Here is an 11,829-nt window from a genome sequence, read left to right as displayed (position 1 = left end):
TCACACCCGAGGCAGGGACTCCACCCCGATGCCACCCTCGATCGCCAGGATCCGGTGCAGCCGGGTGGCCACCAGCAGGCGCTGCATCTGCGGCGGCACGCCGCGCAGCACCAGGCGTCGGCCGCAGCGGCCGGCCCGCCGGTGGGCCCCCATGATCACCCCGAGTCCGGTGGCGTCCCAGGAGTCCAGCTCGGACAGGTCGAGCACCAGATCGCCGACTCCGTCGTCGACGGCCGAGTGCAGGACCGTACGGGCGTCCGCCGCGCTGCGGACGTCGAGGACGCCCCCGACGACCAGTTCGGCGTGGTCGCCCCTGATGTGCATATGCGCTCCCCAAGCGTGCGTTGGTGCTCCGCGATGCGTTGCCTGTGCTGTTCCTGTGCCTGTGTTCGCTATGAGTCTTCGCTGTGGCCGGTGATGCAACCTCTGACTGCGTTGAGCGGTCAGAGGTTGCCGTCTGTAAGCGAACCGATACCGAATTCACCCCATCGCGTGATGGGCGTGGGGGCTGTGCGGTGGTCTACGAAACCTCAGTAGCTGTAAAAGCCTTGCCCGCTCTTGCGGCCGATGTCACCCGCGTCCACCATCCGGCGCATCAGCTCCGGCGGGGCGAACTTCTCGTCCTGGGACTCGGTGTAGATGTTGCTGGTGGCGTGCAGCAGGATGTCGACGCCGGTGAGGTCGGCCGTGGCGAGCGGGCCCATGGCGTGACCGAAGCCCAGCTTGCAGGCGAGGTCGATGTCCTCGGCGGTGGCGACGCCCGACTCGTAGAGCTTGGTGGCCTCGACGACGAGGGCGGAGATGAGCCGGGTGGTCACGAACCCCGCCACGTCCCGGTTGACGACGATGCAGGTCTTGCCGACGGACTCGGCGAACTCCCGCGCGGTGGCGAGGGTTTCGTCGCTCGTCTTGTAGCCGCGGACGAGTTCGACGAGCTGCATCATCGGCACCGGCGAGAAGAAGTGGACGCCGACGACCCGCTCGGGGTGCTCGGTGGCCGCCGCGATCTTGGTGATCGGGATCGCGGAGGTGTTGGAGGCGAGCACGGCGTCCTCGCGCACGATCTTGTCGAGCGTGCGGAAGATCTCGTGCTTGACCTCGAGCTTCTCGAAGACGGCCTCGATGACGACATCCGCGTCGGCGGCGGCGTCCAGGTCGGTGGTCGCGGTGATACGGGCGAGGGCGGCGTCGGCGTCGTGCGCCTCCAGCTTGCCCTTGCTGACGAACTTGTCGTACGACGCCTTGATGCCGTCGGTGCCACGCGTGAGAGCCTCGTCGGTGACGTCCCGCAGGACGACGTCCCAGCCCGCCTGAGCGGAGACCTGGGCGATCCCGGAACCCATCAAGCCGGCGCCGATGACGGCAAGCTTCCGTGCCACTGTTGCGACTCCCCTTTGAAACGCCTTACACCCTGTTTACGTTGCTCTTCGGCGGACCTTAGCGCTCGTGAGGGACTGTGTGACCGGTTAGTAACGCGAGTCACGTCTCATCTGACGGACATCACACCGGCACGGGTCACTGAGCGCCCCGGACGGCGTAGTTGAGCACCTTCTCGCTCAACAGCTCCTCGATCTCGTCGAGAAGCACGAGCATCTCTCGTGACACTTTGCCCGGATTGCGCCCGGCGACCGTCTCGCGCCCGATGCGGACGAACACCGCTTGGTGGATCCAGGCGATCTGACCGGCGATCAGCCCCGGCAGCGGGTCCGCGGCGTCCGCGCCGACCTCCTCGCGCAGGGTCGACTCCAGGTGGTCGTGGATCTCCTGCTGCATGCTCCACAGCCGTGAGCGCAGCGGCGGCGCGTCCTGGATGCAGCGCATGAAGCGGTCGTAGCCCTCCATGAGCCCGACCCGGGGCGAGACGACCTCGACCTCGGCGCGCAGCTCGCGCAGCACGGCCCGGGCGGCCGACCTCCCCGCCGCCCGGCCGCGCACCCGGACACGTCGGCGGAGCATGCCTCCGGCGGGAGAACCAGATCCGGGGGCCAGCCCACTGCTCAGGCAGCCCGCCAGGGCACCGTGCGATCGACCTCACCGTCCGGGAGGGCGAGATCCTCGGCTTCCTCGGCCCGAACGGGGCCGGCAAGACCACGACCCTGCGGATGCTGACGACCCTGCTGGCGCCCACCGGAGGCGCGGCCACCGTGGCGGGCTGCGATCTCACTACCGAGCGCGCCGAGGAGTTGGCCCGCGACCTGGGCCTGACCGACCTGCTGGACCGCAAGGCGGGTGCCCTCTCCGGGGGCCAGCGTCGGCGCCTCGACATCGCGATGGCGCTCACACACCGCCCGAAGGTGCTGTTCCTCGACGAGCCGACGACGGGACTGGACCCCGGCAGCCGGGCCGACCTGTGGGACCTGATCCGGCGGCTGCGCGACGAGTACCGCACGACCGTCTTCCTCACCACGCACTACCTGGACGAGGCCGACGCCCTCTCCGACCGACTGGTGGTCGTGGACAAGGGCACGATCGTCGCGGAGGGCACCCCGAGCACGCTGAAGCTCCGGTACGGCGGCTCCATCGACGCGACCCTCCAGGACACCTGCCTCGCCATCACCGGCCGCGGCCCCGCCCCGGCCGACGCCGCCCCCGTAGCCGTATAGGAATCCCACGAGATGCTGCTGCACGACACGGCCCTCATCTACGGCCGCTACGCCCGCAAGACCCTCCGCTCCCGCTTCGCCCTGTTCTTCGGCGTCCTGATGCCGCTGCTGTACCTGCTGTTCTTCGGTCCGCTGCTGACGGATCTGCCGCTGGGCGGGGAGGGCAGCTCGTGGCAGGTGCTGGTGCCCGTTCTGCTGCTCCAACTCGGGCTGTTCGGGGCGTCGTTCGCCGGCTTCACGATCATCATCGAGAACGGCTGTCGCTGGCCTCCCTGTCGTACGCGCTCGCGATGAAGGTCCGCACTCCGCAGGAGTTCGGGCCGGCGATCAACGCCATGACGATGCCGATGATGCTGCTGTCGGGCCTAATGCTGCCGATGACGCTGGGGCCGCGATGGCTGGACGTGCTGTCCCACTTCATCCCGTTCCGCTATCTGGTGGACGCGGTGCGGGACGCCTACGTCGGCTCGTACGCGACGACGCACATGCTGTACGGCGTCCTGGTCGCCGTCGCGTTCGCCGCACTGGCCGTGACGGTGGGCACACGCGTGTTCCGAACCGCCGGAGCGTAACTACGCTGGTCACATGGTCAATCTGACGCGCATCTACACCAGGACCGGCGACCAGGGCACCACCGCCCTCGGCGACATGAGCCGGGTCGCCAAGACCGACCTGCGGATCTCGGCGTACGCCGACGCCAACGAGGCGAACGCGGTGATCGGCACGGCCATCGCGCTGGGCGGGCTCGACGAGGAGGTCGTCAAGGTCCTCACCCGGGTGCAGAACGACCTGTTCGACGTGGGCGCGGACCTGTCGACGCCGGTGGTGGAGAATCCTCAGTTCCCGCCGCTCAGGGTCGAGCAGTCGTACATCGACAAGCTGGAGGCCGACTGCGACCACTTCCTGGAGGAACTGGAGAAGCTGCGCTCCTTCATCCTCCCCGGCGGCACCCCGGGCGCGGCCCTGCTGCACCAGGCCTGCACGGTCGTACGCCGGGCCGAGCGCTCCACGTGGGCCGCGCTGGAGGTGCACGGCGAGGTGATGAACCCCCTGACGGCGACGTACCTGAACCGCCTGTCCGACCTGCTGTTCATCCTGGCGAGGACGGCGAACAAGGAGATCGGGGACGTGCTGTGGGTGCCGGGCGGGGAACGCTAGCCGCCTAGCCCCGGGCCTTCTCCTTCTCCGTCACTGGGCTGTCGGCGGGCTCGCCCTTGGGCTGCTTCGGCCAGATCAGGTACGCCAACGCGACCAGCCCATGAATCCCCGCCGCCCGCAACGCCACCCACTGGAACGACCGCAGCGACGACGTGTCGCCGTCCCCGACGTACCAGATCGCCCCTTGGAGCAGGGCGAGGGCCACCGCCGCCGCGAGCAGCGTCCGCAGCCACAGCCGGCCCTCGTGCCGGGCCCGTGCCATGCCGTACTGCGGCGGCTTGGGCGGGCGGGGCGCGCCGGCCAGGCGATGGGCCGCGTGGCCGTCCAGCCAGCGGATCGTGTAGTGGCCGTACGCCACGGTGTAGCCGATGTAGACCGCCGCCAGCCCGTGCTCCCAGCCGGGCTCCGCGCCGTTCTTCAGGTCCACCGCCGTCGCCACGAACAGGACCAGCTCCAGCACCGGCTCGCACAGCAGCAGCACCACACTCGTACGGCGCCACTTCAGCAGGTAGCGGACGGCCAGGCCCAGGGCCAGCAGCACCCAGAAGCCCACCTCGCAGGCGATGATGAGGGCGACGATCACGACATGCTCCCTTCGGTCACCCTTCCAGGCTCCCGGCGGCCACGGCCCCTTTCGTCGTCGGCGGTGACGAAACCGCGGTACATCGAAAGATGCAGTCCAGGACCCTCCCGCGGAATCAGGCGTCGGCCGCGGCCACCGTGTTGGATGGAGTCATGGCCCTCCCCCGCCCGCACCGTTTCGACGTGTACATCGCCATCGGCGGGCTGCTCGGCGGCCTGCTGCTGGTGGGCATCGGCCTGGGCACGCGGACCGCCAAGGACCCGATCACGCTCTTCGACGGCCCCTGGCCGATGCTGGTGCCGCTCACCGTGATGGCGGGCTGCGAGCTGCTGCGCCGGGCGGCGCCCCGCGCGGCCCTGCTGATCGGCACGCTCGCGATCTGCGCGGACGTCTTCACCCAGGGCAGCCTGGCCACGCTCCTGATGTTCACCGACATCGTCTACGCGGCCGTGCTGTACGGCCCGCTCGCCTCGGCCCGCCGCATCCAGTGGATCACCGGTCTGCTCACGGTGGCCGGGACACTGGTGCCGTTCGCGGTGCTGCGTGTCCCGGAGGCGCTGCTGATCGGTGTGGTCGTCGGCGTCGTGGCGTACGCGCCCGCCTCCACGGGCTGGATCGTCCGCAACCACCGTGACGCCGCCGAGGCCGCCCGCCTGCGCGCCGAACAGACCGCGCTGCTCGCCGAGATGGACCGCGCCCAGGCCGTGACCTCGGAACGCGCCCGTATGGCACGGGAGTTGCACGACATGGTGGCCAACCATCTCTCCGCCATCGCCATCCACTCCACGGCCGCGCTCTCCCTCGACGATCCGAAGACCTCCCAGGAGGCGCTCTCGGTCATCCGGGAGAACAGCGTCGAAGGGCTCGCCGAGATGCGTCGGCTCATCGGCATCCTGCGGGACGCCGGCGGCGACACCGAGCCGGTCGCCGCGCCCACGCTCGACGGCCTCGACGCGCTGGTGGAGGGCGCCCGCGTCAACGGCCTCGACGTCCACCTCGACGCCGAGCCCGCCGACGTCCCCGCGCCCGTCGAACTCGCCGCCTACCGCATCGTCCAGGAGGCCCTGACCAACGCCCTCAAGCACGCCTCCCCCGGCCGGGTCACGGTCGCGCTCGCCATGGGGGCACCTCCCACGCCTTTCGGGCAGTGGGGGAGGGACGGCTGCCTCACCGTCACCGTGACCAGCCCCTTCGGCGACCGCGACGGGCCGCGCGCGCCCGGCTCCGGCGCCGGGCTGGTCGGGATGCGGGAACGGGTCGAGCTGCTGGGCGGCGCGTTCGAGGCCGGTCCCGTCGACGACCCGGACTCGACGGACGGCAAGATCTGGGTCGTACGCGCCACGCTTCCCGTGACCGAAGGAGACAGAGAATGATCCGCGTCCTGGTCGCCGAGGACCAGTCCGCCGTACGCGCCGGGCTGGTCCTGATCCTGCGCAGCGCGCCCGACATCGAGGTGGTCGGCGAGGCGGCGGACGGCGAGCAGGCGGTGGCCCTGGCCCGTGAACTGCGGCCGGACCTGGTGCTGATGGATGTGCAGATGCCGCGCCTGGACGGGGTGTCGGCGACCCGGCAGGTGGTCGCCGAGCGGCTGGCCGACGTGCTGGTGCTGACCACCTTCGACCTCGACGAGTACGTCTTCGGGGCGCTGCGGGCCGGCGCGTCCGGGTTCCTGCTGAAGAACACCGAGGCCAGGGACCTGCTGGCGGCGGTCCGCACGGTGGCGCGCGGCGAGGGCCTGATCGCCCCGGCCGTCACCCGGCGGCTGATCGCCGAGTTCGCCGCGAAGCCCGTACGGGAGCCGACGGCCGACCCGGCCGCCCTCGCCGCCCTCACCCGGCGCGAGCGCGAGGTGCTGTCCTGCCTTGGCGAGGGACTGTCCAACGCCGACATCGCGTCCCGGCTCGACATGGCCGAGGCGACCGTGAAGACCCACGTCAGTCGCCTGTTGGGAAAGCTGGAGCTGCGCAGCCGGGTTCAAGCGGCCGTGCTGGCCCAGGAGTTGGGGATCTAGGAGTCGGGGCACGGCCGTATACGGCCGCTGCCGACTGAGTGGTCCAGACCTATTGACCCGTGGTCCAGACCTTTCTATTCTCGCGGCACCGTGGGCGCGAAGGCTCAGTCGTGCCCCATACATCCCCAAGGAGGCGCAGCATGCGCTTCAGACACAGAGCCGTGGCGGGGTTCGCGACCCTGCTGCTGCCGCTGGCCGGTCTGGTCGGCCTCGCGAGCCCGGCAGAGGCCGCGACATCCGCCACCGCCACCTACGCCAAGACCCAGGACTGGGGCTCAGGCTTCGAGGGCAAGTGGACGGTGAAGAACACCGGCACCACCTCCCTCAGCTCCTGGACCGTCGAGTGGGACTTCCCCTCCGGCACCTCCGTCACCTCCGCCTGGGACGCCGACGTCACCTCCTCCGGCACCCACTGGACCGCGAAGAACAAGTCCTGGAACGGCACCCTCGCCCCCGGCGCCTCGGTCTCCTTCGGTTTCAACGGCGCCGGCTCCGGCTCCCCCGCCAACTGCAAGCTGAACGGCGGCAGCTGCGACGGCGGCACCACCGAGCCCGGCGACAGCGCCCCGAGCGCACCCGGCACCCCCAGCGCCTCCGACATCACCAACACCTCGGTGAAGCTCAGCTGGTCCGCCGCCACCGACGACAAGGGCATCAAGAACTACGACGTCCTGCGCGACGGCGCCAAGGTCGCCACCGTGACGACCACGTCGTACTCCGACACCGGCCTGACCGCCGGCACCGACTACTCGTACACCGTCCAGGCCCGTGACACCGCCGACCAGACCGGCCCGGTCAGCGGCGCCCGCGCGGTCCGCACCACCGGCGGCACCACCGAGCCGCCCACCGGTGACAAGGTCAAGCTCGGCTACTTCACCGAGTGGGGCGTCTACGGCCGCAACTACCACGTCAAGAACCTGGTGACCTCCGGCTCGGCCTCGAAGATCACCCACATCAACTACGCGTTCGGCAACGTCAAGAACGGCCAGTGCACCGTCGACGACACCTACGCCGCCTACGACAAGGCCTACACCGCCGACCAGTCCGTCAGCGGCACCGCCGACACCTGGGACCAGCCGCTGCGCGGCAACTTCAACCAGCTGCGCCAGCTGAAGGCCAAGTACCCGCACATCAAGGTGCTGTACTCCTTCGGCGGCTGGACCTACTCCGGCGGCTTCGGCCAGGCCGCCGCCAACGCGGCCGCGTTCGCCAAGTCCTGCAAGGCCGTCGTCGAGGACCCGCGCTGGGCCGACGTCTTCGACGGCATCGACATCGACTGGGAGTACCCGAACGCCTGCGGTCTGACCTGCGACACGTCCGGCCCCGCGGCCTTCAAGAACCTGATGTCCGCGCTGCGCACCGAGTTCGGCCCGAACTACCTGGTCACCGCGGCCATCACCGCCGACGGCTCCTCCGGCGGCAAGATCGACGCGGCCGACTACGGCGGCGCCTCCCAGTACCTCGACTGGTACAACGTGATGACGTACGACTACTTCGGCGCCTTCAACGCGCAGGGCCCGACCGCCCCGCACTCGCCGCTCACCTCGTACGCAGGCATCCCCCAGGCGGGCTTCAACTCCGCCGACGCCATCGCCAAGCTCAAGTCCAAGGGCGTGGCGTCCAAGAAGCTGCTGCTCGGCATCGGCTTCTACGGCCGCGGCTGGACCGGCGTCACCCAGGCCGCCCCCGGCGGCACGGCGACCGGCGCGGCCCCCGGCACCTACGAGGCGGGCATCGAGGACTACAAGGTCCTGAAGAACTCCTGCCCGGCCAACGGCACCATCGCCGGCACCGCATACGCCTACTGCGGCAACAACTGGTGGTCCTACGACACTCCGTCGACGATCGCCGGGAAGATGACCTGGGCCAAGAACCAGGGCCTGGGCGGCGCGTTCTTCTGGGAGTTCAGCGGTGACACCGCGGGCGGTGAGCTGGTGACCGCCATCAACGACGGCCTCAACTAGCAGACGTACCGAGCGACACGGACGTACTAAGCGACATTGACGCGCTGACCGGGCGGGGCTGCCTCAAGCCACGCGAGGAAACCGGTCAGCGCGTCTTCGCTCATGGCGAGTTCCAGGCGCGTGCCCCGGTGCAGACAGGTGAGGATCACCGCGTCGGAGAGCAGCGCCAGCTCCTCCTCGCCGTCGGGGACCCGACGGCCTGCCACCTCGATGGCGGAGCGCTCCAGGATGCGGCGCGGGCGGTAGGCGTAGGAGAAGACGCGGTACCACTCGATGCGGTCGCCGTTGTAGCGGGCGACGCCGTAGGACCAGCCCTTGCCGTTGGTGTCGGGTTTCTCCGGGACGTCCCAGCGCAGGGAACAGTCGAAGGTGCCGCCCGAGCGCTGGATGAGTCTGCGGCGCAGGCCGAAGACGAACAATCCCAGCACCACGAGGGCGACGACGATTCCGCACACAGTCAGAGCGAGGACCATCGACACCGACCTCCTCGTCTCCTAGGTAACGGAACGTAAAAAACTTCCATATCTGCCTCAGCCGCGACCGGCACCGGATTGCTCCGGTCCCAGCCGCGGCTGAGTGACGTCATCGCGTGCGCTCCCCCAGAGCCTAAAGGGCTCGGGAGGTGACCTGGGGGGTCAGCGCGCCGTCGCCGCCCGCAGGCGGACCTCCGCGCGGCGCTCGGCGGACGCGTCGTCGTCCCCCTTCGCGCGCTCGAGCGCCCGCTCCGCGCGCTGGACATCGATCTCGTCCGACAGCTCGGCGATCTCGGCCAGCAGCGACAGCTTGTCGTCCGCGAAGGAGATGAAACCGCCGTGCACCGCGGCGATGACGGTTCCACCTTCACTCGTACGGATGGTCACCGGGCCCGACTCCAGCACACCGAGCAGCGGCTGGTGACCGGGCATGACGCCGATGTCGCCGGACGTGGTGCGCGCGACGACCAGGGTGGCCTGGCCGGACCAGACCTCACGGTCGGCGGCGACCAACGCGACGTGCAGCTCAGCAGCCAAGGTGGCTCCTCGGGTCACCACCCGGCGGTTGTGCCGGGTGTTGGTTACAAGTCTAGTAGGCGTGGAAGAGGGGGCGGGACGTGCCCCGCCCCCTCACCAAGAGCTCAGTGGCTCACAAGGACCGGTGCGTCAGGAGACGCCCAGTTCCTTCGCGTTCTTCTTGAGGTCCTCGAGACCACCGCACATGAAGAACGCCTGCTCCGGGAAGTGGTCGAACTCACCGTCGCAGATCGCGTTGAACGCGGTGATCGACTCGTCCAGCGGCACGTCCGAGCCGTCCACACCGGTGAACTGCTTGGCGACGTGCGTGTTCTGGGACAGGAAGCGCTCGACGCGGCGGGCACGCTGGACGACCAGCTTGTCCTCCTCGCTGAGCTCGTCGATACCGAGGATCGCGATGATGTCCTGGAGGTCCTTGTACTTCTGCAGGATCCCCTTGACGCGCATCGCGGTGTTGTAGTGGTCCTGCGCGATGTAGCGCGGGTCCAGGATCCGGGACGTGGAGTCCAGCGGGTCCACGGCCGGGTAGATGCCCTTCTCGGAGATCGGACGGGACAGAACCGTCGTCGCGTCGAGGTGGGCGAAGGTGGTGGCCGGGGCCGGGTCGGTCAGGTCGTCCGCGGGGACGTAGATCGCCTGCATCGAGGTGATCGAGTGACCACGGGTCGAGGTGATGCGCTCCTGGAGGAGACCCATCTCGTCGGCCAGGTTCGGCTGGTAGCCCACCGCGGAGGGCATACGGCCGAGCAGGGTCGACACCTCGGAACCGGCCTGCGTGAAGCGGAAGATGTTGTCGATGAAGAACAGCACGTCCTGCTTCTGGACGTCACGGAAGTACTCGGCCATGGTCAGGCCGGCCAGCGCGACGCGCAGACGGGTGCCCGGGGGCTCGTCCATCTGACCGAAGACCAGCGCGGTCTTGTCGATGACGCCGGACTCGCTCATCTCGTCGATGAGGTCGTTGCCCTCACGGGTGCGCTCACCGACACCGGCGAACACCGACACACCGTCGTGGTTGTTGGCGACGCGGTAGATCATCTCCTGGATGAGCACCGTCTTGCCGACGCCGGCACCACCGAACAGACCGATCTTTCCACCCTTGACGTACGGGGTGAGAAGGTCGATGACCTTGACGCCGGTCTCGAACATCTCGGTCTTCGACTCGAGCTCGTCGAAGTTCGGGGCCTTGCGGTGGATGGACCAGCGCTCGCCGTCGTACTGCTCGTCGACGTTCAGCACCTCACCGAGGGTGTTGAACACCTTGCCCTTGGTGAAGTCGCCGACCGGGACGGTGATGCCGTCGCCGGTGTCGGTGACCGGGGCCTGGCGGACCAGACCGTCGGTGGGCTGCATGGAGATGGTGCGGACCAGGCCGTCACCCAGGTGCTGGGCGACCTCCAGGGTCAGCGTCTTCTTCTCGCCGGCGTTGGCCGGGTCGGCCACCTCGACGTGAAGGGCGTTGTAGATGTCCGGCATCGCGTCGACGGGGAACTCCACGTCGACGACCGGGCCGATGACCCGGGCGACGCGGCCCGTAGCCGTCGCGGTCTCAACAGTGGTGGTCATTTATCGGTCACTCCCCGCGGTCGCGTCGGCCAGGGCGCTGGCGCCACCGACGATCTCGCTGATTTCCTGGGTGATTTCGGCCTGGCGGGCCGCGTTGGCAAGACGGGAGAGCGTGTTGATCAGCTCGCCCGCGTTGTCGGTGGCCGACTTCATCGCGCGCCGCGTGGCGGCGTGCTTGGAGGCGGCCGACTGGAGCAGCGCGTTGTAGATACGGCTCTCGACGTACCGCGGCAGCAGGGCGTCGAGGACGTCCTCCGCCGAGGGCTCGAAGTCGAACAGCGGAAGGATCTCGCCCTTGGGGGCTGCTTCCTTCGCGACCTCTTCGAGGCTGAGCGGCAGGAGCTGGGCGTCCAGCGCCTGCTGCGTCATCATCGACACGAACTCGGTGTAGACGATGTGGAGCTCGTCCACGCCGCCCTCGGCCGTCTCCGTCTCGATCGCCTCGATCAGCGGGGCCGCGACCTTCTTGGCGTCCGCGTACGTGGGCTCGTCGGTGAAGCCGCTCCACGACTCCGCGATCTTGCGCTCACGGAAGTTGTAGTGCGCCACACCACGGCGGCCGACGATGTAGACGTCGACCTCCTTGCCCTCGCGCTCCAGGCGCTCGGTCAGCTGCTCCGCCGCCTTGATGGCGTTGGAGTTGAAGGCGCCGGCAAGGCCACGGTCGCTCGTCAGGAGCAGCACCGCGGACCGCGTGACCGTCTCGGCCTGCGTGGTCAGCGGGTGCTTGGTGTTCGAGCCGGTGCCGACCGCCGTGACCGCGCGGGTGAGCTCGGTCGCGTAGGGCGTGGAGGCCGCCACCTTGCGCTGCGCCTTGACGACGCGCGAGGCGGCGATCATCTCCATCGCCTTCGTGATCTTCTTGGTCGCGGTGACGGATCGGATGCGACGCTTGTAGACCCGGAGCTGGGCTCCCATGAGTCAGGTCCCTTCC

General features: G+C 69.2%; 12 protein-coding genes and 2 pseudogenes. 6 read left to right on the top strand and 8 right to left on the bottom strand.

The window, feature by feature from the left end; genetic code table 11:
* The 3 genes and pseudogenes from L0P92_RS10185 to L0P92_RS10175 all read right to left on the bottom strand — a co-directional run.
* Positions 1–324 (bottom strand): STAS domain-containing protein, encoded by a 324-nt coding sequence (locus L0P92_RS10185; RefSeq protein ID WP_030046661.1) that lies wholly within the window; start codon positions 322–324, stop codon positions 1–3.
* 206 nt (positions 325–530) lie between these two features.
* Positions 531–1,379, bottom strand: a complete 849-nt coding sequence (locus tag L0P92_RS10180; RefSeq protein WP_234762201.1) for a 3-hydroxyacyl-CoA dehydrogenase family protein — start codon at positions 1,377–1,379, stop codon at positions 531–533.
* Between the two features lie 136 nt (positions 1,380–1,515).
* Positions 1,516–1,935, bottom strand: a pseudogene (locus tag L0P92_RS10175) (TetR/AcrR family transcriptional regulator); the annotation flags it as partial.
* 41 nt (positions 1,936–1,976) lie between these two features.
* Between L0P92_RS10175 and L0P92_RS10170 the strand changes: the two are divergent.
* From L0P92_RS10170 to L0P92_RS10160, 3 genes and pseudogenes are all read left to right on the top strand, one after another.
* The gene (locus L0P92_RS10170) at positions 1,977–2,603 is read left to right on the top strand and encodes an ABC transporter ATP-binding protein (RefSeq protein WP_372497227.1); all 627 of its coding nucleotides are present in this window, start codon (positions 1,977–1,979) and stop codon (positions 2,601–2,603) included.
* A 12-nt stretch (positions 2,604–2,615) separates the two neighbouring features.
* A pseudogene (locus L0P92_RS10165) lies at positions 2,616–3,175 on the top strand (ABC transporter permease).
* A 13-nt stretch (positions 3,176–3,188) separates the two neighbouring features.
* Complete coding sequence (locus L0P92_RS10160) at positions 3,189–3,761, top strand: cob(I)yrinic acid a,c-diamide adenosyltransferase (RefSeq protein ID WP_234762200.1); 573 nt, start codon at positions 3,189–3,191, stop codon at positions 3,759–3,761.
* A gap of 4 nt (positions 3,762–3,765) precedes the next feature.
* Here L0P92_RS10160 and L0P92_RS10155 read toward each other — a convergent pair whose 3' ends face one another.
* A complete protein-coding gene (locus tag L0P92_RS10155; protein ID WP_234762199.1) occupies positions 3,766–4,344 on the bottom strand; it encodes a hypothetical protein in 579 nt (192 codons plus the stop codon).
* 152 nt (positions 4,345–4,496) lie between these two features.
* Here L0P92_RS10155 and L0P92_RS10150 point away from each other — a divergent pair, with 152 nt between their 5' ends.
* The 3 genes from L0P92_RS10150 (at position 4,497) to L0P92_RS10140 (ending at position 8,319) form a co-directional block, all read left to right on the top strand.
* Positions 4,497–5,717: a sensor histidine kinase gene (locus L0P92_RS10150; RefSeq protein ID WP_234762198.1), complete on the top strand. Its 1,221-nt coding sequence runs from the start codon at positions 4,497–4,499 to the stop codon at positions 5,715–5,717.
* On the top strand, positions 5,714–6,355 hold the full coding sequence (locus L0P92_RS10145; RefSeq protein WP_234762197.1) for a response regulator: 642 nt from the start codon (positions 5,714–5,716) through the stop codon (positions 6,353–6,355). The genes L0P92_RS10150 and L0P92_RS10145 overlap by 4 nt, the downstream gene beginning before the upstream one ends.
* A 140-nt stretch (positions 6,356–6,495) precedes the next feature.
* Positions 6,496–8,319: a glycoside hydrolase family 18 chitinase gene (locus tag L0P92_RS10140; protein WP_234762196.1), complete on the top strand. Its 1,824-nt coding sequence runs from the start codon at positions 6,496–6,498 to the stop codon at positions 8,317–8,319.
* Positions 8,320–8,345: 26 nt separating this feature from the next.
* On the opposite strand, the gene L0P92_RS10135 is transcribed toward L0P92_RS10140, so the two are convergent.
* The 4 genes from L0P92_RS10135 to L0P92_RS10120 all read right to left on the bottom strand — a co-directional run bounded on the left by L0P92_RS10135 (position 8,346) and on the right by L0P92_RS10120 (position 11,813).
* The gene (locus L0P92_RS10135; RefSeq protein WP_062717680.1) at positions 8,346–8,792 is read right to left on the bottom strand and encodes a DUF2550 domain-containing protein; all 447 of its coding nucleotides are present in this window, start codon (positions 8,790–8,792) and stop codon (positions 8,346–8,348) included.
* Between the two features lie 162 nt (positions 8,793–8,954).
* A complete protein-coding gene (locus L0P92_RS10130) occupies positions 8,955–9,329 on the bottom strand; it encodes a F0F1 ATP synthase subunit epsilon (protein ID WP_030049636.1) in 375 nt (124 codons plus the stop codon).
* Positions 9,330–9,458: 129 nt separating this feature from the next.
* Complete coding sequence (atpD, locus tag L0P92_RS10125) at positions 9,459–10,895, bottom strand: F0F1 ATP synthase subunit beta (RefSeq protein WP_234762195.1); 1,437 nt, start codon at positions 10,893–10,895, stop codon at positions 9,459–9,461.
* On the bottom strand, positions 10,896–11,813 hold the full coding sequence (locus L0P92_RS10120) for a F0F1 ATP synthase subunit gamma (RefSeq protein WP_234762194.1): 918 nt from the start codon (positions 11,811–11,813) through the stop codon (positions 10,896–10,898). It abuts the gene before it with no gap.
* Positions 11,814–11,829 lie beyond the last annotated feature (16 nt).

It is taken from the genome of Streptomyces muensis (assembly GCF_021474425.1).
In the GTDB taxonomy this organism is placed as follows: domain Bacteria; phylum Actinomycetota; class Actinomycetes; order Streptomycetales; family Streptomycetaceae; genus Streptomyces; species Streptomyces muensis.
The sequence above is the reverse complement of the archived record's forward strand: the minus strand, read 5'-3'. Positions and strand labels throughout refer to the sequence as shown.